Source organism: Mesorhizobium sp. P2_F5 (assembly GCF_056403715.1).
Window position 1 is genome coordinate 61,522 of sequence record NZ_JBFUEY010000023.1, and the last position, 19,966, is coordinate 81,487.

A 19,966-nucleotide genomic window follows, 5' to 3' on the forward strand; every position below is an offset into this window, starting at 1 on the left:
CGGTTGCCGGAGCGGAATTTCTTGTGAACAGGGGCTTTCGTCGGAACGCCTTCACGGGTCCTGAGAGCCTGCTTAGCGGAGAGACTAGAAAAATGGCAAAAGTAATCGGTATCGATCTCGGCACCACCAACTCCTGTATCGCCATCATGGATGGCAAGGAACCGAAGGTGATCGAGAATGCGGAAGGCGCGCGCACGACGCCTTCCATCGTCGCCATCAGTGGCGACGGCGAACGTCTCGTCGGCCAGCCGGCCAAGCGCCAGGCGGTCACCAATCCTGAAAACACCATCTTCGCGGTCAAGCGCCTGATCGGCCGCCGCTATGACGATCCGGTGACGGAGAAGGACAAGAAGCTTGTCCCCTACAAGATCGTCAAGGGCGACAATGGCGATGCCTGGGTCGAAGCCGGCGGCAAGAAGCAGTCGCCAAGCCAGATCTCGGCCATGATCCTGCAGAAGATGAAGGAAACGGCGGAAGCCTATCTCGGCGAGAAGGTCGAGAAGGCGGTCATCACCGTTCCGGCCTATTTCAACGACGCCCAGCGCCAGGCAACCAAGGACGCCGGCAAGATCGCCGGCCTCGAAGTGCTGCGCATCATCAACGAGCCGACGGCGGCGGCGCTCGCCTACGGCCTCGACAAGAAGGATGGCAAGACCATTGCCGTCTATGACCTTGGCGGCGGCACGTTCGACATTTCGGTGCTCGAGATCGGCGACGGCGTGTTCGAGGTGAAGTCGACCAATGGCGACACCTTCCTCGGCGGCGAGGATTTCGACATGCGCCTGGTCGAGTACCTGGCGGCCGAGTTCAAGAAGGAACAGGGCATCGACCTGAAGAACGACAAGCTTGCCCTGCAGCGCCTCAAGGAGGCGGCTGAAAAGGCCAAGATCGAGCTGTCGTCGACGACGCAGACCGAAATCAACCTGCCCTTCATCACCGCCGACGCGACCGGCCCGAAGCACCTGACGCTGAAGCTGACGCGCGCCAAGTTCGAGCAGCTGGTCGACGACCTCGTCCAGCGCACCATCGAGCCGTGCAAGGCAGCGCTCAAGGATGCCGGCCTGAAGGCTGGCGAGATCGACGAAGTGGTCCTGGTCGGCGGCATGACCCGCATGCCCAAGATCCAGGAGATCGTGAAGCAGTTCTTCGGCAAGGAGCCGCACAAGGGCGTCAACCCGGATGAGGTCGTCGCACTCGGCGCCGCCATCCAGGCCGGCGTGCTGCAGGGCGACGTCAAGGACGTGCTGCTGCTCGACGTGACCCCGCTGTCGCTCGGCATCGAGACGCTGGGTGGCGTGTTCACCCGCCTGATCGAACGCAACACGACGATCCCGACCAAGAAGAGCCAGGTGTTCTCGACGGCTGAAGACAGTCAGTCAGCCGTGACCATCCGCGTCTTCCAGGGCGAGCGTGAAATGGCCGCCGACAACAAGGCGCTCGGCCAGTTCGACCTGGTCGGCATTCCGCCGGCGCCGCGCGGCGTGCCGCAGATCGAGGTCACCTTCGACATCGACGCCAACGGCATCGTCAACGTGTCGGCCAAGGACAAGGGTACCGGCAAGGAGCACCAGATCCGCATCCAGGCCTCGGGTGGTCTTTCGGACGCCGACATCGAGAAGATGGTCAAGGACGCCGAAGCCAATGCCGAGACCGACAAGCAGCGGCGTGCGCTGGTCGAGGCCCGCAACCAGGCCGAGGCGCTGGTGCATTCGTCCGAGAAGTCGCTGAAGGAATATGGCGACAAGGTTTCGGAAACCGAGCGCACGGCGATATCGGATGCGATCACGGCGCTGAAGGCTGCTGCCGAAGGCGACGACGCGGCCGACATCGAGGCCAAGTCGCAGACGCTTGCCGAAGCTTCGATGAAGCTTGGCCAGGCGATGTACGAGGCCTCGCAGAAGGAAGCTGCCGAAGCCGACGCCAAGGCGGACGCCGCCAAGGATAGCGACGTGGTCGACGCCGATTTCGAAGAAATCGACGAAGACGACGACAAGAAGAAGTCGGCCTGAACCGGTTGACGGCAAGATAAAGCTGAAAGCCCGGCGCAAAGCCGGGCTTTTTTGCAACCCTCGCTGAAAAAGTGCGGGTCCTGCCGAAAAAGTCGCCGAAAAACACGAACAAGTCCGCGCCGGCCCTAGCATCCGGGCAGCACCGCTCCTAAATCGAGACAACGTGCCGGCAAACGACGCAAAACGCTCATCAAGACGTTGAACTTCCGGACTGCGGGAAAAGATGAAAGCTGATTTCTACGAGACGCTGGGCGTGCAAAAGGGCGCCGACGAGAAGGAGCTCAAGAGCGCTTTCCGCAAGCTCGCCATGCAGTTCCATCCCGATCGCAATCCCGGCGATCATTCCTGCGAGCACAAGTTCAAGGAAATCAACGAAGCCTACGAGACGCTGAAGGACCCGCAGAAGCGCGCGGCCTATGACCGGTTCGGCCACGCCGCCTTCGAGCAGGGCGGCATGAACGGCGGCGCGCAAGGCTTTGGCGCCGGCGGCTTCGCCGACATTTTCGAGGATATTTTCGGCGACATGATGGGCGGGCGCCAGCGCCGCTCCTCGGGCGGCCGCGAGCGCGGCGCCGATCTGCGCTACAATATGGAAATCACGCTGGAAGAGGCCTTCGCGGGAAAGACCGCGCAGATCCGCGTGCCGGCCTCGATCTCATGCACGGAATGCTCCGGGACCGGCGCCAAGCCGGGCACCCAGCCGGTAACCTGCTCGATGTGCCATGGCCATGGCAAGGTTCGCGCCACGCAAGGCTTCTTCTCAATCGAGCGCACCTGCCCGCAATGCCAGGGCCGTGGCCAGACGATCAAGGATCCCTGCCCGAAATGCGCCGGCCAGGGACGCGTCACCGAGGAGCGCTCGCTGTCGGTCAACATCCCGGCCGGCATCGAGGACGGCACCCGCATCCGGCTTGCCAATGAGGGCGAGGCGGGCCTGCGCGGTGGCCCATCGGGCGACCTCTATATTTTCCTGGCGGTCAAGCCGCACGAATTCTTCCAGCGCGACGGCGCCGACCTCTATTGCAAGGTGCCGATCTCGATGACGACGGCCGCCCTCGGTGGCTCGTTCGAGGTGACGACGCTGGATGGCAGCCAGACCAAGGTGAAGGTGACCGAAGGCACGCAGAACGGCCGCCAGTTCCGCCTCAAGGGCAAGGGCATGCCGGTGCTGCGCCAGCCCAATGTCGGTGATCTCTACATCCAGACCGCGGTCGAGACACCGCAAAACCTGTCGCGCCGCCAGCGCGAGCTCTTGGAAGAGTTCGAGCAGCTGTCGTCGAAGGACAATTCGCCCCAGTCGAGCGGCTTTTTCGCCCGCATGAAGGACTTTTTCGAATCCTTCGGCGAGCGCTGATTTCCAAGGATAGAGCTGCCAACAACGACCCGCGTCCGGGCGCTTCCCGAACGTCATCAACATCTTATGCCAGATCGCGCCTTGCCTTGGACCTGTTAGCTGCTAAGTAGCGTGCAGGGGGTGGCTGAGGAGAACTTGCATGGCACGTGGTCCCGGATTGCGGAAAGCACTGGCTGAAAAGTTCGACGACGAGCTGAAATTCTTCAAAGGCTGGATCGACAAGCCGAAGTCCGTCGGCTCGATCGTCCCGACAAGCTCCATCACCGCCCGCAAGATGGCCTCGATCGTCAATCCGAAGTCCGGCCTGCCGGTGCTCGAAGTTGGCCCAGGCACAGGCGTCATCACCCGCCAAATTCTTGCCTTGGGCGTGAAGCCCGAAAACCTCTACGCGGTCGAATATTCCACCGATTTCGTGCGCCATCTGCGCCAGCTCTATCCCGGCGTCAACGTCATCGAGGGCGACGCCTTCAATCTCAACGCCACGCTGGGCGACAAGCGTGACATGGTCTTCGATTCCGTCGTCTCCGGCGTGCCGCTGCTCAACTTCCCTGTGGCACAGCGCATCGCCTATATCGAAAGCCTGCTCGACCGCATCCCCGTGGGACGGCCGATCGTGCAGCTGACCTACGGGCCGCTGTCGCCGATCCCGCCCGGCCGCGGCAACTACACGGTCAAGCATTTCGATTTCATCTTCCGCAACATCCCGCCGACGCAGCTGTGGATCTACCGGCGCGAGAAACATTGATTTGAGCTGTCAGCGGCTGTACCTGTCCCGGAACAAGGTTGGCCAATGGCAGTGATCCCGAAAATCCTCGTCTTCGCCGGCTCGATGCGCAGCGGCGCCTTCAGCGGCAGGACCGCCGATGTGGCGCAGAAGGAGCTGGCTATGCAGGGCGCCGAGGTGACGCGCATTTCGCTGGCCGACTATCCGCTCCCGATCCTCGACGAAGACCTCGAAAAGGAAAGAGGCGTTCCCGACAATGCCGTGAAGCTCGGCCGGCTGATCGCCGCCCATGACGGGCTGCTGATCGCGACGCCCGAGTACAATGGCTCGATCCCGCCGCTGCTCAAGAACACGATCGACTGGGTGAGTCGGGTGCGTACGGAAAACGGCCGCGCGTTCAGGCCGTTTGTCGGCAAGGTTGCCGGCCTGTGCTCGTCTTCCAACGGACATTTCGCCGGGATACGCTGCATCAACCATCTGCGCGCCGTGCTGGTGCGCTGCCGGCTGGAAGTGGTGACGCCGGAATGCTCGGTACCCGATGGCGGCAGCGCCTTCGACGCCGACGGCAATTTCAGGGATGAGAGATTGAACAAATCGATGGAGCACCTATGCCGCACGCTGATCGAAACCTCGCATATGCTGTCGACCCGGGCATGATCCACGCGACGACCATGCAGGAAAGGCTGATCGTCGGCCTCGATGTGCCGACGGTGAAAGAGGCCGAAGAGGCGGTGCGTGCGCTCGACGGCGTCGTCTCCTTCTACAAGATCGGCTATCAGCTGGCCTTTGCCGGCGGGCTCGACTTTGCCAAGGAGCTAGCCAGCGGCGGGACCAAGATCTTCCTCGACATGAAGCTGCTCGACATCGACCATACGGTGGCCAAGGGCGTCGAGAACATCGTGCGCATGGGCATGACGATGCTCACCATCCACGCCTATCCCAAGGCGATGCGTGCCGCGGTGGAAGCCGCCAAGGGCAGCGATCTCTGCCTGCTGGCGGTCAGCGTGCTGACCTCGATGGATGAGCAGGACGTGATCGACGCCGGCTATGAATACGACCCGCATACGCTGGTGCTGAGGCGCGCCGAACAGGCGCTGCATGCCGGCATGGGCGGCGTCGTCTGCTCGGCCGAGGAGGCGGAAGCGGTGCGCCGCATCGTCGGACCCGACCTGGCGGTGGTGACGCCTGGGATACGGCCCAAAGGCAGCGACCATGGCGACCAGAAGCGGGTGGTGACGCCGGCACAGGCGATCCGCAACGGCTCCAGCCATCTCGTCGTCGGCCGGCCGATCGTCGCGGCAAGCGACAGGCGGGCGACGGCGGAAGCCATACTGGACGAGATGCGTTCCGCCTGAGGACCAGTTTCGAAAGTCTACTTCGGAAGCCATCGCCGGAGCGGCTTTCAAAACCGGTCCTCGTCTGCACGGACAGAAACAGGAGAAAGAAGATGCCCAAGGGATACTGGATCGCGCGCGTCGATGTGCGCGACGCCGAAGGCTACAAGGACTATGTCGCGGCGTCGAAGCTGGCCTTCGAGCGCTTCGGCGCGAAATTCCTGGCGCGCGGCGGCGAGTATGAGAAGGCCGAAGGCCAAGGCCGCGCCCGCAACGTTATCATCGAGTTCGAATCGCTGGCGGTGGCGCATGACTGCTACCACTCGCCGGAATACCAGCGCGCCGTTGCCATCCGCCAGAAGGTGGCCGATGGCGAGATCGTGCTGGTCGAGGGTATCTGAAGCGCGAAGCCCGCTAGTGTGGCGTTGCAAGCACCTCCGCCTGATGGCGGTGCCCCAGGAGCTCATAGCCGATCACGCTGACGGCAGGCGCCAGCGTCAGGATGATGAGGCAGACCGCCATGTCGACGCCGGCAAGAGCGGCGATGACGGCAAGCGCCACGACAGCAGCCGTTCCCGCCAGCAGCCAGATATGGAACGGATCGAAGCGCCGGACGAGATAATAGTAGAGCGCATAGATCGCCCCCAGGAACACGCCTAGCGGAATGGCGACCGAGAGCAGCGTTGCCACCGGGCCGATATGGGCCTTGTGCTCAATGAAATAGGCCGCGACATGCAGCCCGGCGCCGGTGGCGACAATGGCAGCGACGATCAGCATCTGGCCATAGCCCCAGACAAACGAACGATTGCGGTGTTGGTGCAGCACTGTCCCCGAAGGCAGCATGTAGTAGACCCACCACATGCCGAAGGTGAGGCCCATTCCGGCAACGCCGATCAAGGCCGCGTCGAGGTTCCAGCCCTGCTCCTCGACCACGGCCGACAGCGTCGCCAGCGTGCCGACCACCCCTTCGCCGAGCGCGATGATGGCGAACAGGCTGTAGCGCTCGGCGACATGGTGCGCGTGCCAGGGCGTGCCGCCATCCCGGCGTTCGGCGATCACAGGTCCGGCAAGCTCGATGAGAAGCAGGGTCGCGCCGAAAGCCAGGCTTGTCTCCAGTGAGAAATCGACGAGGATCTGCACCACCCAGCCGATCTGGGCGATGGCGATGGCTATGGCGTAGGTGAGACAGGAACGCCGCCGCACCGGGTCCTGCCGCGCCGCGCGCAGCCATTGGAAGATCATGGCGACGCGCATGATGACATAGCCCAGCACCATCACCGAATTGTTGAGGTGTTCGCCATGCTCGATGGAGGCAAACATGCGCGGCAGGCCGATGGCCAGCACCAGCACGCCGATCATCTGCACCATGGTGACGAGGCGGAAAATCCAGTCGTCAGTGTCGTAGGCAGAGGAGAACCAGGAGAAGTTGATCCAGGCCCAGCAGATGGCGAAGCTGGCAAAGCCGAAGCCGAGCAACGCCGCCGCATAGTGGCCCTCGGCCAGGGCATGCGCCAGTTGCGACGAGGCAAGGCTGAAGGCGGTGACGAAGGTCAGGTCGAACAGCAGCTCGAGCGGGGTGGCGACGCGATGGACCTCATACGGGTCGCGCCCGGCCATGCGCCTGATGTGGTGATGGACGGTGCTGGCTGGCGTGTTCATCGCGCGACCTTCGCTGAGGACTGTTGCGCGAGACTAAAGGTGGAGCAGAGGCCGTCAAGGCGCAGCTGATTTGCGCGACCTGTTCAGATGGACCGGCGGCTCAGCCGGTTCGCCGCCGTCTGCGCCATCGCGTCGGCAAGCGTCATACCCCATTGCTGACGGCAATAGGCGCGAAAATCGAAACAGGGCAGGCCGGGGCAGACCTCGAACTCTATGAGGTGGACATGATCATCGGCCTCGACCCTGAAATCGATGGAAAACACGTCGCGCAGGCCAAGTCCGCTCACCAGCCGCTCGGCGATACGGCGGATGGTTGCGGCAGCGCCCGGCTGGGTGTCGGCGACCGGTTCCAGCACCGGCTCGCTGTAGAGCCCGGCCGCCTTGGCCGCCTCGCCGGTGTCGCCGTAAAGCGCCATCGAGTCAGCCATGGTCTGAAAATCGCCACCAGAGTCAACAAAAACGATGCCGAGCGCTTCCGCGCCGGTCTCCCGCTCCAGTCCAAGAAAACTGGCGCGGACGTTGCGGCCGGCGACATAGGGCTGGACGACTACATCATCGCGATAGGCGGCATAGACGCGCCGGCTAAGCTCCAGCGCGTGAGCTAAGTCATTACAGCGCGAGTCCGGCCAGATGCCGACCTTGGAGCCGAGCCGGTTCGGCTTGACGAACCAACCGGCTTCCGACGGCGTCGGCTCGACGAGCCAGTGGCCATCGCGGGCGAGGCCGGCCTGCGGCACCGGCAGGCCGAGCGCGCCGAGCACGGCGCCGGAGCGGAACTTGTCCTGGCAGAGCGCGAACAGCGCATCGTCGGCGCCGACGGTTTTGAGCCCGTTCAGCCGGGCAAGCGTGGGCGCAGCGGCGCCACGGAAATAGGCAATGCCGTCGGTCAGCGTCCACACCAGCGTGGTTTTCGGATCGGCTTTGGCCAGCGCCGTTGCCGCGTCGTCCAGCTCGACCGGCAGGAAGGCTAGGCCGCGCCGCTCGCAAGCCGCGGCAAGCTCATCGAATTCAGGTGCAAGGTCGGTCGACTGTGCCAGATAAGACGAGATTTCGAGCGCGCGTTCGGCCGGAAAGCCGTCTGCTACCAGCCGGTCGAGACAGGCCTTTTCCGGCTCGTGGACGAGAATTAGGGTCGGCGTTTTTTGCGGCATAGAATGCACGGCTCCGGGCGATCGAGGCGGCTAGCATGGCATGGCCGGCACGATCGGCTTGCGTGAAACCGACCGGGCCGGGCGGTTGCGTGACAGCCTTGGGCCATCCCGCGCTCTCGTCAGGCGATCAGCACGCGCGGCTCGAAGCGGCCGTTGACCGGGATGTCGAGCAGGAAGGTCATGCCGGCCTGCGGGTCGAGCTTGCGCTGCTTGTCGTCCTTGCCCCTCCAGGCCGAGGTCACCGCCAAGCGGTCGGCCTTGACGCCAACAAAGGCCGGGCAGGAGGACTGCGCCGCCGGCATCGGGATTTCGCGCAGCAGCGTTCCGTCCGGCGCATAAGCCTTCACTGCCTTGCCGCCCCAGACGGCGTTCCACAGCACGCCGTCGCGGTCGACGACCGAGCCGTCGACATAGCCCTTCGACGAGCGATGGTCGACGAACACTTTCGACTCGCCGACCGGCAGGCCCGTCGCCGGATCGCAGGCGACGCGCATCAAAAGGCCGGTCGCGGTGTCGGTGTAGTAGGCGATCGTGCCATCCTCCGAGAAACAAATCGAGTTCGACACGGTGATGCCGGTGTAAAGCGTGCGCAATTCGCCCTTGAAGAACCAGTAGATCGAGCCGGCGCCCTTGCCCTCGTCCTTGGCCATGGTGCCGACCCAGAAGGCGCCGCAAGGGTGAACGCGCGAATCGTTGGAGCGCGTCAGCGCATTGTCGGCCTCGATCGGCGTGTGCAACGTCAGCTTGCCGGTCGAGACATCGCGGACATGCAGGCCGGTCTCGGTGGCAATCAGCTGGCGCTTGTCGTCGATGATGGCGATGGCGCTGGCCATCTGGCCGAGGTCGTGGACCTTCAGCGCGCCGGAAGCAACGCCCTGCTCCAGCAAAAGCCCGTTGACGATGTCGAACCAGAACAACGTATCGGTGGCGGGATCGTAGCTCGGCCCCTCGCCCAACTCGCAGATATGATCCGAGAAGACCGAAACCTTGTCCATTATGCCTCTCCGCCGAAGGCCGCATCCCAGGCCGTCACCGCCGCCCGGGCGCGGGTGGCCACCTCGTCAACGCTCATGCCGGGTTTGAACAGGCTGGAGCCAAGACCGAAAGCGGTCACCCCAGCTGACTTGTAGCCGGCAAAGTCTTTCTCCGAAACGCCGCCGACAGCGCCGACCACGGTATCGGCTGGCAGCACGGCGCGCATCGCCGAAATGCCGCCGGCGCCGAGCACGCTTGCCGGGAAGAATTTCAGCGCCGAGGCGCCAAGCCGGATCGCCAGAAAAGCCTCTGTGGGGGTGAACACGCCGGGCATCGTCACCATGCCATGGTGCATGGCGCGGGCCATCACCTCGGAATCGATGTTGGGGCTGACCAACAGTCTGCCACCGGCCATGGCCAAGGCGTCGACATTGGCCGCCGTCAGCACCGTGCCGGCGCCAACCAGCGCCGTTTTGGGCAATGCCGCGACAATGCTGGCGATCGACGCGAACGGCTCCGGCGAATTGAGCGGCACCTCGATGGCTTCGATGCCGGCGTCAAGCAGCGCCTGGCCGATGGCGACAGCCTCGGCGGGCTTCAGCCCGCGCAGAATGGCGACAAGACCACGCTTGAGCTTTGGGAAAGGTGCGGTCTGGGTCACGCGGTCACTCCACTCTGGATGTTCATTTGGCGATCATGCTATTTTCGCGCGCCGCTTCGATCAGGCCGGCACGCACCGCCTCGTCGGCGTCGACCGTCCTGACGGCAAGCCCGGCTAGGTCGAGCGCCTGTCGGTAAAGCGCAGCGAGCGCGCCAGACGCGACCAGCACGATTGCGGTGGTGCTTTCGCCGTAACGACGGCCCGCCGAGGCGATCTCGCCGCCGATCAGCAGACCGGACAGGCAAGCGGCGGCGTCATCTGCCTTGAGGTCCTGCAGCAGGCCGGCGGCGCGGATCGAGAACAGCCGCGAGGTGACATCACCGCCCTCGGCCAGCGCCTTGCGGCACCAGTCCTGAAAGAACGGATTGTCCGGGGTGACCGGCGTGGGGTTCTCGCCCAGCGAATGGCGCAGGATCGAATGTGCGGCCAGTACTGAAAACAGCTCGCCGGTCGGCCAGGTGCAGAAACCATCGACCGCGCCGTCCTCGACCAGAACCCATTTCGAATGGGTGCCGGGCATGCAGACGAGGTGGCGGCCCTTAGCCGGCAAACCGGCCCCGGCAAGCTGAGTTTCCTCGCCGCGCATGACATCCGGCGCATCGGCCAGGCGTTGCGCGAGGCCAGGCACGATGCGGATGTCGCGGCTCTGGCCGGGAATGCGGGCAGCGCCCGCGAGGATCGCGCCGATCGGCGCAGGCACGGTGACGTAGGGCGCCTCCAGCCAGCCCTGGCGCGAACCGGCCATGCCGCAGATGATGACGGGCAACGTCGCCGGTGCGCCAAGCGCGGCTAGATGGCCTTCGAGGATGGTGGCAAACCCTTTTTGCTGCGCGGTGATCAGTCCATCATCACCACGGCGCTCGGCAAGCATCCGACCCGCCTCGTCGATTAGCCAGACCCGCATGCGGGTCGTGCCCCAGTCGACGGCGGCGACGGCCGGCGCCTTGTTTGCCTGGTTTGCCGGGCTCACAGAAAACCTCCGTCGACGATGAGCATCTGCGCCGTCAGCATACGCGAGGCGTCGGAGGCCAGGAACAGCACGGTGCCGACGATATCGTCGGGCTGCATGACCTGCTTGATGCATTGCTTGGCGACATGGGCGGCAAGGCCCTGTTCGGTGACCCAGAGTTCTCTCTGGCGCTCGGTGATCACCCAGCCCGGCGCAATCGCGTTGACGCGGATGCCGTCGACGCCAAGCTTGCCGGCAAGACCCTTGGTCAGCCCGAGTATGCCGGCCTTGGCTGCGGTGTAGGCCGGCATGTCGGGGTGGTTGATGAGATAGGAGGTCGAGGTGAAGTTGATGATCGAACCGCCGCCGGCCCGCTTCATGCCCGGCGCCACCGCCTGTGCGGTGAAGAAATGCGGGCGCAGATTGACGGCAAGATTGTTGTCCCAGAACTCGACGGTGACGTCAGCGACATCGTGGCGTTCGTCCCACGCGGCATTGTTGACCAGCACGGTGACGTCGCCATGCGCTGCGGCCGCCTGGGCAGCGGAGGCGCGCAGCGCCTCGACATCACGCAAATCGGTCTTGAGATAGAGCGGCCGCCGGCCGAGTTCCTTTTCGACGCGGTCGGCAAGCATCATGCTTGGGCCATCGGCGATGTCGATGAAAGCGACATTGGCGCCCTGGCGAACAAAACCCTCGGTCAGTGCCGCACCAATTCCGGAACCGCCACCGGTGATCAGCACCGAGGCTCCCCTGAGGTCGGCAAAATCCGCCGATGGCATCATGTATTTGTCTCCTAGAGCGGTTCCCCGTTTCACGGAAACGGGCAACAGCTCTATCTCTTTAGTTTAGACGCAATTCCGGACGGAAAACCGTTTCACACTTTTCCTGGAATTGCTCCGAACCGGTCGGCGCGCATCCTAGCCAGCCAAGTCCGGGGAGCAAGGGCGAAAACGGCGATTTCTTCGGCTTATGTCAGACAAAAGGACGCAAGATGGCGGGCGAGGCCTGACCGACCCAAAACCGCTGACTTGCTCGATGCACGGCAGACCGCCGGTCAGATCGCCTTGGCGTAGAGGGCGCCGCGATAGGAATCGCGGAGGTAGCCGAGCGTGGCGTCGGCATCGACCGGCTTGCCGAACAGGTAGCCCTGGCCGCCGGCGCAGCCGAACTGGACGAGGCGGTCGGCCTGCGCCTCCTCCTCTATGCCTTCGGCGACGACATCCATGCCGAGCCCCTCGCACATGGCGAGAATGGCGCGAATGATGTGTTCCGACGGACGGTCGTCGAGGATTGAGGAGACGAAGGCGCGGTCGATCTTGAGCTTGTCGAAGTGGAATTCGCGCAGGCGGCCGAGCGAGGACTGGCCGGTGCCGAAATCGTCGAGCGAGACGCGGATGCCGACACGGCGCAGATCCTCGACGATCTTCTCCGCCGAGGCCGGATCATTCATCAGGCCGGTTTCGGTGATCTCGATCTCCAGCCGGCGCGGATCGAAGCCGGTGCGATCGAGGATCGACAGTATGTGCAGGCCGGTGTTCTGGTCGACGAGTTGCGAGGGCGACAGGTTGAAGGACAGGAACAGGTCCTTCGGCCAGCTGCGCGCCGCTTCGGTCGCCTTGCGCAGCACCAGCTGCGACAGCGGGCCGATGATGCCGCGCTCCTCGGCGATGGGAATGAACACCGTCGGCGGGACGACGCCGAGGTCGCGATCGGTCCAGCGCGCCAGCGTCTCGAAACCGATGGTGCGGCGGGTGTTCAAATCGACGATGGGCTGGAAATGCGGTTCGACCTCGCCGGCCGAGACGGCACGGCGCAGCGCCTGTTCGATGCGGGTGACGCGCTTGGCCGCCTCTTCCATCTCACGTGTGTAGACGACGACGCGGCCGCGGCCCGAACGCTTGGCGTGGTAGAGCGCCGTTTCGGCCTTGTTGACGAGGATTTCCGTGGTTTCGTCGCCGGAATAAAACAGCGAGCAGCCGACCGAGGCCGAAAGCCTGGCGGTGCGTTCGCCGACGTCGTAAGGCGCCGACAGGATTTCGATCATCATGCGCGACTTCTCGGCCGCCGCTTCCTCCGAGAACACCATCGGGTAGAGGAAGGCAAATTCGTCGGCGCCGATGCGGCAGACGGTGGAATGGCTGTCCATCGAGGCGCGCAGCCGCATCGCCACCTGGATCAATATGTCGTCGCCGGCCTTGTGGCCGAACAGATCGTTGATCGGCTTGAAGCCGTCGAGGTCGAGAATGCCGACGGTGAAAGGCGCGGGATCGTCCGCACGGTCGCTGATCAGGCGGTCGACCTTGTCGAAGAAGCGGCGATGGTTGCCAAGCCCGGTCAGCGTATCTGTGAACGCCAGATCGGTGTTTTCCCTGCTTGCCTGCCCGGTGCCAAACGTCGTTTGCATCGGTATCCCTGTTTTTGACTTCCGAAATTTACGCCGAGACTGGCAGCAAAGCGTTTAGGAACCGTATCGCGAAATCGATTTTTCGCTGGCGAATGATGGTTTAGCGGACGCGGTAGAGTTCAACCGGGTTTCCGCGCGTTTCGGCCACCGGTTCGAGCCAATCGGGGACGCTTCCCTGCATCAGCTGGGCCAGGAAGCCTTGCGGCGCCTTGGCGGCGAGCACCTTGCTTTCGGCGCTGCCGCGGCAGAGCGCCACCAAGCCGACATGATGATCCGCGGCGATCGCCCTCGCCTGGTCCGCCGACCCGAGGAAGGCATCGAGCGCAAGCAGGTCGCCAGCGATGTTGCGATGATAGGGCCCGGCAAAGACGCGGTGCCCGGAATAGGCCAGGATGGGCGAGCCTAGATTGGAAATGGCAAGCACCGTGGTGTCCGGCAGCCGGGCCAGCGTCGCGAAGGAGGCCTTGCGAGTACAGCTCGGATCGCTTTCGGCATCCTTTGCCTCGACGGAGACCTTGTTGACCTCGAATGCCCTCGTGGTCGCGGCGGCAGCGCCGGCCCAGACGGCATTCACGGAGACCAGCCAGACTGCCACCATGCGCAGCGACACGCTGCGCGAAGGGCTGATCCTGGCCCGCTCGCGCCAGCTTGCGACCCAGGCCGATAGCGGGATGACGGCAAAGGCGATCGAGAAGGTCGAGCCGCGGACCTGCCAGGCGCTGACGATGAAGGCGACGACCAGCAAGGCGCCGACGAGGCTGTCCTGGCGGCGCCACGGTCCGCGCAGGCGAAGCGCCATCAGCGCGATCGCCACCAGAGGCGTGACATAGCGCGCCGCCACCGAGGCCGGGTCGTTGACGGCGATGTAAAACAACGACTGCGCCTCGTCTATGTGGTCGAGCCACAATTCCTTGAGGCGCGGATCGAGGTTTGCGTAGGGAGCCGCAAGGCATTGCGGGAACAGCGCCACGACAACGGCGCCGAGCACAAGCGCGAGCAGGCCGAGCGAGATCAGCCGGCGGCTGGCCGTGCCATTGGACGCCTTCAGCGACGTCACGGCGGCAAGGCCCAGTCCGGCGATTGTAGCCACCACGAATTGCACGGAAGAGAAGGCATCGCACTGCGCCTGGCCCCAGGCCGATGGCGGAATGGTGGTGACGAAGACGAGTGCCGAAACCCCGGCGAAGCCGAGACCGAAGTCCCTTGCGATCCGATGCTCGCCGGCGGGATCGACGACAAACAGCAAGGCGATGCAGGCGCCGATGGTGGCGACATAGGGCGCGGTTTCCATGCCGACGGCCAGCGTCAGCGCCGCGCACAGGCCCGAAATCAGCGCCGCCCAGCGGCGCGTCGGCGCCTCGAGCAGCAGACTGAGGCTGGCCATGGTCAGCGTCAGCTGGACATTGTGATGATCGAGCGCGCCCGGCAAGAAGATGCCGATGAAATGCAGTGCCGCCGCGCCGATGACGATTGCCGGCAGTACAGCGCCGGCACCGGCGAAGCTGCGCGCGGCGCGGGCGAGGAAGAACACCGCCAGGCAAAACAGCAGCGCCGGCCACAGCACCTGCGCGATTGCCTCGGCCATGGCCATGCTGCCGGTCAGCGCCGAGGCGGCGAGGATGATGGCGGCGAGCGGCGCATCGACCAGCCGCGACCAGTGCATGACGAAGCCGCCTTCCAGGCCCATCCTGTACTGATGCAGGTCGAACCAGCCCTGGCCGGCCAGCATGTCGCGGACCTCGACCAGCCGCAGCAGGCTGTCATTGTCGCCGCCGGCATTGCTCAATTCGCGAAAGCCGGTGGCGGCATTGACGGCCAGCGCCACCAGCATGGCAAGCAGCGCCAGCATCATATCGGACTTCCAGGAGGAAGCACCCGCCTTGGCTGCGTTCATCGTCATGGCCTTTGTCGGAAAGATGTTCAGCTTAAACCTAGCCTTAACAGCTTCAATAAATAGTAAAGTCGCCTGAGCGAGGCCGCTTTTGAGCGCGGCCGGAGGCTCCGCCGGGCATCGGGAGACGGAAATGCCGCACGAAGTCCGCCACGAGCCGGCCATTGCCGTGCTCCTGCCTTGCTACAATGAGGAACTGACCATCGCCGAGGTGGTACGGCGGTTTCGCGAGACGCTGCCGTCGGCCGCGATCTATGTCTACGACAACAATTCCAGGGATCTGACCGCCCTCAAGGCGCGCGCGGCCGGCGCCATCGTCATCCGCGAGCCGCGCCAGGGCAAGGGCAATGTCGTGCGGCGCATGTTCGCCGACATCGATGCCGATATCTATCTGATGGCCGACGGCGACGGCACCTATGCGCCGGAAGATGCGCCGCAACTGATCAATATCCTGCAGACCGAGCGCTGCGACATGGTGGTGGGCACCAGGCGCGGCGTCACCGACGATGCCGGGCGTTCGGGCCATGCCTTCGGTAACCGCATCTTCAACAGCCTCTACAAGCGGCTGTTTGGCACCGACTTCACCGACATCTTCTCCGGCTACCGCGTCTTCTCGAGGCGCTTCGTCAAGAGCTTCCCTGCCGTTTCCGGCGGCTTCGAGATCGAGACCGAAATGTCGGTGCATGCCTCGCAGCTAAAACTGCCGGTCAACGAGATCGCGCTTGACTATGGCCGCCGGCCGGAGGGATCGTCGTCGAAGCTGTCGACCTATCGCGACGGCGCCAGGATCCTGTGGATGTTCGCCATGCTGATGAAGGAGACGCAGCCGCTGCGCTTCTTCGGCGCCTTCGCGATATTTTTCCTGGCATCGAGCCTTACCCTGATGACGCCGGTGCTGATCGAATTCGCCCAGACCGGCCTCGTGCCGCGCATGCCGACCTGGGTGCTGTCGGTCGGCCTGCTGCTGCTTTCGATGCTTGCGATGATGACCGGACTGATCCTGGATTCGGTATCGCGCGGGCGCGCCGAGCAGAAGCGCATTTTCTATCTCTCGGTCCCGTCGGGCCGGGTCGAACGGCGCGAGCGGACGAGCGAAACCCCGAAGGCCGATCCGGGCAAGACGCCCCGGGCCGCCTGAGGCCGTGGGCAGGCTCGCCCGCTTCGTCTTTGCCGGCGCAGTCGGCTTCGTTGCCGATGCCGCAGCACTCTGGCTGCTTTTGGCCGTGACGCCACTCGGCCCCTTCGCCGCGCGCGTGCTGTCGATCGGCTTTGCGCTGTGCGTCACCTGGCAGATCAACCGGCACCTGACCTTTTCGCCATCGCGCCGCGGCGTGACCCAGGAGGGCGCGCGCTATGGCGGCGTCGGCATCGCCACCAGCATCGTCAACTATCTCGTCTATTGCGCCATCCTGTTCGCGCTGCCGGCGATGCCGCCGCTGGCGGCACTTGCCATCGCCTCGCTGGTGGCCATGGCGCTGTCCTTCCTCGGTTACTCCCGGCTGGTCTTCGACCGCTGAGACCGTTTGGAAATTCTACGCTGGCGGCCATCTGAAGGCGTTTTCTGCGCTTCCTACAGCGCCGCGCGTCCTTGGGACGCGCAAAGGACGCTGTAGCACTTTGATTTTGCACATGATCCTTTCCGAAATCGAGATCGATTTCGGGGTCATGTGCGGGCTCACGGACCCAAACGTCCGCTGCGCTCCGGTTCTCGAAAACACCATCATCTGACTCGCCAGAGCGAATTTCGAAACGGTCTCCCAGCGTTTGCACCAAGCGAACCGCTGCAGAGCTGTAGGCTCTGGCCGATTGGCAGAAGCCGCCAAGTTCCGTATATCGGCGGCTTGCCTTGCCGCAATTCCCAAGGGAAAGCGCTATGCGCTTTTCCCGGGAAAACCGCTACGCACTTTTCCTGGACTTGCTCGACCCGCTGGAGACCAGAAGATGCCCCTGAAAATCGCCGTCCAGATGGACCATGTCTCCACTGTCTCGATCGCCGGCGACACGTCGTTTGCGCTGTCGCTGGAAGCACAGCGGCGCGGCCATCAATTGTTCCATTACACGCCCGAGCGGCTGTCGATGCTGGGTGGCAAGGTGTTCGCCCGCATCGAGGAGATGAAGCTCCGCGACGAGAAGGGCAATCACTATACGCTGGGCGACAAGGTGCGCACCGACCTGTCGGAGATGGACGTGATCCTGCTGCGCCAGGACCCGCCCTTCGACATGAACTACATCACCACGACGCATATTCTGGAGCGCATCCACCCGAAGACATTGGTCGTCAACGACCCGGCCTGGGTGCGCAACAGCCCGGAAAAGATCTTCGTCACCGAATTCCCTGACCTGATGCCGGAAACGCTGATCACAAAGGATCCGCAGGAGGTCGCCGCCTTCCGCAAGGAATTCGGCGACATCATCGTCAAGCCGCTCTATGGCAATGGCGGCGCCGGTATCTTCCATCTCAAGGAAGACGACCGCAACCTCGCCTCGCTGCTCGAAATGTTCGGCCAGCTGTCGCGCGAGCCCTATATCGTCCAGCGCTATCTCAAAGACGTGCGCAAGGGCGACAAGCGCATCATCCTGATCGACGGCGAGGCCGTCGGCGCCATCAACCGCGTGCCGGCCGACCATGATTCGCGCTCCAACATGCATGTCGGCGGCCGCGCCGAAAAGACCGAACTGACGGAACGCGAACGCGAGATCTGCGCCCGCATCGGACCATCCCTGAAAGAACGCGGCTTTATCCTCGTCGGCATCGACGTGATCGGCGACTACATGACCGAGATCAACGTGACCTCGCCGACCGGCGTGCGCGAAGTGCAGCGTTTCGGCGGCGCCGATATTGCCAGCCTGTTCTGGGACGCCGTGGAGGGCAAGCGGAAGTAGGCGGCGGGCGGCATGTTCCTGTAATGTTCTTGCCATGACCTGAAATCTATGGTTGTCTTGTCCTGACGTCGCTCGCGGCCTGAACCACAAGGCCGAGGCGAGCCTGTATCCGGGGGCAGAGCAAAATGGTGGCGCGGGTTCGCACGGTTGCTTTCCAGGGCATCGAGGCCGTGCCGGTCGATGTCCAGGTGATGATCGCGCCGGGCAAGGTCGGCATGCAGATCGTCGGCCTGGCCGACAAGGCGGTGGCCGAAAGCCGCGAGCGGGTGCAGGCCGCGCTCCATGCGTCCGGCCTGTCGATGCCGTCGAAGAAGGTCACCGTCAACCTCGCTCCGGCCGACCTGCCCAAGGAAGGCAGCCATTACGATCTGCCGATCGCGCTCGGCCTGATGGCGGCACTCGGCGCCATCCCGGGCGACATGCTGGCCTCCTATGTCGTGCTCGGCGAATTGTCGCTCGACGGCACCATTGCCGCGGTCGCCGGCGCGCTGCCGGCTGCGATCGGCGCCAATGCCGAGGGCAAGGGGCTGATCTGCCCGTTCGGCTGCGGGCCGGAAGCGGCCTGGGCGGGCAAGGATTTCGACATTCTGGCGCCGCGCAGCCTGATTGCGATCGCCAATCATTTTCGCGGCACGCAGGTGCTGTCGCGGCCCGAGCCCGGCATCCATGTCTCGGCGCGCGACCTGCCCGACCTCTGCGACATCAAGGGCCAGGAGAGCGCCAAGCGGGCGCTGGAAGTGGCTGCGGCCGGCGGCCACAATCTCTTGATGGTCGGGCCTCCCGGTTCCGGCAAGTCGATGCTGGCGCAAAGGCTGCCGTCGATCCTGCCGCCGCTGGCGCCGAAGGAGCTTCTGGAAGTCTCGATGATCGCCTCGGTGGCCGGCGAGCTCGGCGAAGGCAAGCTCACCGACCGGCGCCCGTTCCGCGCCCCGCACCATTCGGCTTCGATGGCGGCGATGGTCGGCGGCGGCATGCGGGTCCGGCCGGGCGAGGTCTCGCTCGCCCATCACGGTGTGCTGTTCCTCGACGAATTTCCGGAGTTTTCGCCGCAAACGCTGGATGCGCTGCGCCAGCCGCTGGAGACCGGCGACTGCATGATCGCGCGCGCCAACCACCGCGTCACCTATCCGGCGCGTATCCAACTGGTGGCGGCGATGAACCCCTGCCGCTGCGGCATGGCCGGCGAACCCGGCTATCGCTGCCTGCGCGGCGAGCGCTGCCGCACCGACTACCAGGCGCGCATCTCAGGCCCGCTGCTCGACCGCATCGACCTCAGGATCGAGGTGCCGGCGGTCTCGGCCGCCGACCTGATCCGGCCTGACCGTGCCGAAAAGAGCACTGCCGTTGCGGTGCGCGTGGCCCGTGCCCGCACCATCCAGCGCGAACGCTTCGAGCGGCTGGGCGCTACGAGCGCCACCACCAACGCGCATTGCTCGCCTTCCGTCATCGAGGAGATCGCCATGCCAGATGCCGCCGGGCTCACGCTGCTCAAGGACGCCAGCGAGAAGCTCGGCTTTTCCGCGCGGGCCTACCACCGCGTCTTGAAAGTGGCGCGCACGCTGGCCGACCTCGATGCCAGCGAAACTGTCGGCCGCATCCATCTGGCCGAGGCAATTTCCTACCGCATGATGTCGGAGCGGGTGGCGCAGGCGGCTTAGGGCGACAGATCCCTTCTCCCCGTTTACGGGGAGAAGGTGCCGGCAGGCGGATGAGGGGCTGCGCCGATGCCGTTGCCTATGGCCGTGACGGAGCTCATCTTTCTTTGGATTGCGGAGGAGACGTAGAGGCCGCGCCTATCCGGCAACCGCCGCGCCGCCCCTCACCTGCCTGCCGGCATCCTTGTAACTTGTCATTTGCCGAATCCGTTATGATGGCGGATGCGGTGGCGGACGAGAGGCCGACGCATCTTTGGGCCAGGAAGCCCGTGGGAGAGCTTGGTTCTTCGTCCGCCGTTCCATCGAACCCGAAC

At 64.4% G+C, this 19,966-nt stretch carries 18 protein-coding genes; 10 read left to right on the forward strand and 8 right to left on the reverse strand.

The genetic code is table 11. From position 1 onward, the window contains the following. Positions 1-92 precede the first annotated feature (92 nt). The 6 genes from dnaK to AC1DYO_RS26460 all read left to right on the forward strand — a co-directional run bounded on the left by dnaK (position 93) and on the right by AC1DYO_RS26460 (position 5,822). Entirely contained in the window at positions 93-2,009 is a 1,917-nt protein-coding gene (dnaK, locus tag AC1DYO_RS26435; RefSeq protein WP_477267360.1) for a molecular chaperone DnaK, read from the forward strand. Between the two features lie 223 nt (positions 2,010-2,232). Further along, entirely contained in the window at positions 2,233-3,363 is a 1,131-nt protein-coding gene (gene dnaJ / locus AC1DYO_RS26440) for a molecular chaperone DnaJ (protein WP_181059866.1), read from the forward strand. A 139-nt stretch (positions 3,364-3,502) separates the two neighbouring features. Beyond that, entirely contained in the window at positions 3,503-4,108 is a 606-nt protein-coding gene (gene pmtA / locus AC1DYO_RS26445; RefSeq protein ID WP_181059867.1) for a phospholipid N-methyltransferase PmtA, read from the forward strand. A 45-nt stretch (positions 4,109-4,153) separates the two neighbouring features. Next, positions 4,154-4,744 carry an NADPH-dependent FMN reductase gene (locus tag AC1DYO_RS26450; RefSeq protein WP_477267361.1) on the forward strand — a complete coding sequence of 197 codons (591 nt, stop codon included), beginning with the start codon at positions 4,154-4,156 and terminating at the stop codon, positions 4,742-4,744. Next, positions 4,741-5,442: an orotidine-5'-phosphate decarboxylase gene (gene pyrF, locus AC1DYO_RS26455; protein ID WP_477267362.1), complete on the forward strand. Its 702-nt coding sequence runs from the start codon at positions 4,741-4,743 to the stop codon at positions 5,440-5,442. The genes AC1DYO_RS26450 and pyrF overlap by 4 nt, the downstream gene beginning before the upstream one ends. A 92-nt stretch (positions 5,443-5,534) precedes the next feature. Further along, positions 5,535-5,822 (forward strand): DUF1330 domain-containing protein, encoded by a 288-nt coding sequence (locus AC1DYO_RS26460; RefSeq protein ID WP_477267363.1) that lies wholly within the window; start codon positions 5,535-5,537, stop codon positions 5,820-5,822. A 13-nt stretch (positions 5,823-5,835) separates the two neighbouring features. Here the strand turns inward: AC1DYO_RS26460 and AC1DYO_RS26465 are convergent, their stop codons facing one another. The 8 genes from AC1DYO_RS26465 to AC1DYO_RS26500 all read right to left on the reverse strand — a co-directional run bounded on the left by AC1DYO_RS26465 (position 5,836) and on the right by AC1DYO_RS26500 (position 15,123). Continuing rightward, positions 5,836-7,080, reverse strand: coding sequence for a low temperature requirement protein A (locus AC1DYO_RS26465; protein ID WP_477267364.1), 1,245 nt, complete (start codon positions 7,078-7,080; stop codon positions 5,836-5,838). An 83-nt stretch (positions 7,081-7,163) separates the two neighbouring features. After that, on the reverse strand, positions 7,164-8,231 hold the full coding sequence (locus tag AC1DYO_RS26470) for a D-alanine--D-alanine ligase family protein (protein ID WP_477267365.1): 1,068 nt from the start codon (positions 8,229-8,231) through the stop codon (positions 7,164-7,166). Between the two features lie 119 nt (positions 8,232-8,350). Beyond that, the gene (locus AC1DYO_RS26475; protein WP_477267366.1) at positions 8,351-9,226 is read right to left on the reverse strand and encodes an SMP-30/gluconolactonase/LRE family protein; all 876 of its coding nucleotides are present in this window, start codon (positions 9,224-9,226) and stop codon (positions 8,351-8,353) included. Continuing rightward, positions 9,226-9,867 carry a 2-dehydro-3-deoxy-6-phosphogalactonate aldolase gene (locus tag AC1DYO_RS26480; protein ID WP_477267367.1) on the reverse strand — a complete coding sequence of 214 codons (642 nt, stop codon included), beginning with the start codon at positions 9,865-9,867 and terminating at the stop codon, positions 9,226-9,228. The genes AC1DYO_RS26475 and AC1DYO_RS26480 overlap by 1 nt, the downstream gene beginning before the upstream one ends. A gap of 22 nt (positions 9,868-9,889) precedes the next feature. Further along, positions 9,890-10,837, reverse strand: a complete 948-nt coding sequence (locus tag AC1DYO_RS26485; RefSeq protein WP_477267368.1) for a 2-dehydro-3-deoxygalactonokinase — start codon at positions 10,835-10,837, stop codon at positions 9,890-9,892. After that, positions 10,834-11,601 carry an SDR family NAD(P)-dependent oxidoreductase gene (locus tag AC1DYO_RS26490; protein WP_477267369.1) on the reverse strand — a complete coding sequence of 256 codons (768 nt, stop codon included), beginning with the start codon at positions 11,599-11,601 and terminating at the stop codon, positions 10,834-10,836. The genes AC1DYO_RS26485 and AC1DYO_RS26490 overlap by 4 nt, the downstream gene beginning before the upstream one ends. 272 nt (positions 11,602-11,873) lie before the next feature. Beyond that, positions 11,874-13,223 (reverse strand): putative bifunctional diguanylate cyclase/phosphodiesterase, encoded by a 1,350-nt coding sequence (locus AC1DYO_RS26495; RefSeq protein WP_181059875.1) that lies wholly within the window; start codon positions 13,221-13,223, stop codon positions 11,874-11,876. Between the two features lie 100 nt (positions 13,224-13,323). Continuing rightward, positions 13,324-15,123, reverse strand: coding sequence for a GtrA family protein (locus AC1DYO_RS26500; protein WP_477267370.1), 1,800 nt, complete (start codon positions 15,121-15,123; stop codon positions 13,324-13,326). Between the two features lie 124 nt (positions 15,124-15,247). Between AC1DYO_RS26500 and AC1DYO_RS26505 the strand changes: the two genes are divergently transcribed. From AC1DYO_RS26505 to AC1DYO_RS26520, 4 genes are all read left to right on the forward strand, one after another. Further along, positions 15,248-16,252 carry a glycosyltransferase gene (locus AC1DYO_RS26505; protein ID WP_477267371.1) on the forward strand — a complete coding sequence of 335 codons (1,005 nt, stop codon included), beginning with the start codon at positions 15,248-15,250 and terminating at the stop codon, positions 16,250-16,252. 4 nt (positions 16,253-16,256) lie between these two features. After that, positions 16,257-16,631, forward strand: a complete 375-nt coding sequence (locus AC1DYO_RS26510; protein WP_477267372.1) for a GtrA family protein — start codon at positions 16,257-16,259, stop codon at positions 16,629-16,631. Positions 16,632-17,055: 424 nt separating this feature from the next. Further along, positions 17,056-17,997, forward strand: a complete 942-nt coding sequence (gshB, locus tag AC1DYO_RS26515; RefSeq protein ID WP_477267373.1) for a glutathione synthase — start codon at positions 17,056-17,058, stop codon at positions 17,995-17,997. A 125-nt stretch (positions 17,998-18,122) separates the two neighbouring features. After that, positions 18,123-19,655, forward strand: coding sequence for a YifB family Mg chelatase-like AAA ATPase (locus AC1DYO_RS26520; protein WP_477267374.1), 1,533 nt, complete (start codon positions 18,123-18,125; stop codon positions 19,653-19,655). Positions 19,656-19,966 lie beyond the last annotated feature (311 nt).